Source organism: Xanthomonas sp. WHRI 1810A (assembly GCF_040202885.1).
In the GTDB taxonomy this organism is placed as follows: domain Bacteria; phylum Pseudomonadota; class Gammaproteobacteria; order Pseudomonadales; family Pseudomonadaceae; genus Aquipseudomonas.
The window spans coordinates 1-236 of record NZ_JBEGED010000065.1; the positions used below are offsets into that span (position 1 = coordinate 1).

General features: G+C 62.7%; 1 protein-coding gene. It reads right to left on the reverse strand.

Annotated elements, in window-relative coordinates:
- Window positions 1-14: 14 nt before the first annotated feature.
- A partial coding sequence (locus tag ABQX22_RS26740) for a regulatory protein RecX (protein WP_349802863.1) occupies window positions 15-236 on the reverse strand: 222 nt, incomplete at its 5' end.

The window sequence follows — 236 nt, forward strand, 5'->3', positions numbered from 1 at the left end:
CAGGCCTGGCGCCCTCAGTCCTCAAGGTCGAAGCGCGTGGCGCTACGAATGCTGTTGCCGTCAAAACCACGCCGGGCCAACAGATCGGCAGCCTTGCGCCGCTGCGGCAGATCCACTGGACCCTGCTCGCCGAACCGACGACGGATCAAATCGTGTGCGTTTTCGGTCCAATCGCCTTCAAAGGTCGCCATGGCAGCACTGATGGCCTCGCTATCCAGGCCATGGGTTCCGAGTTC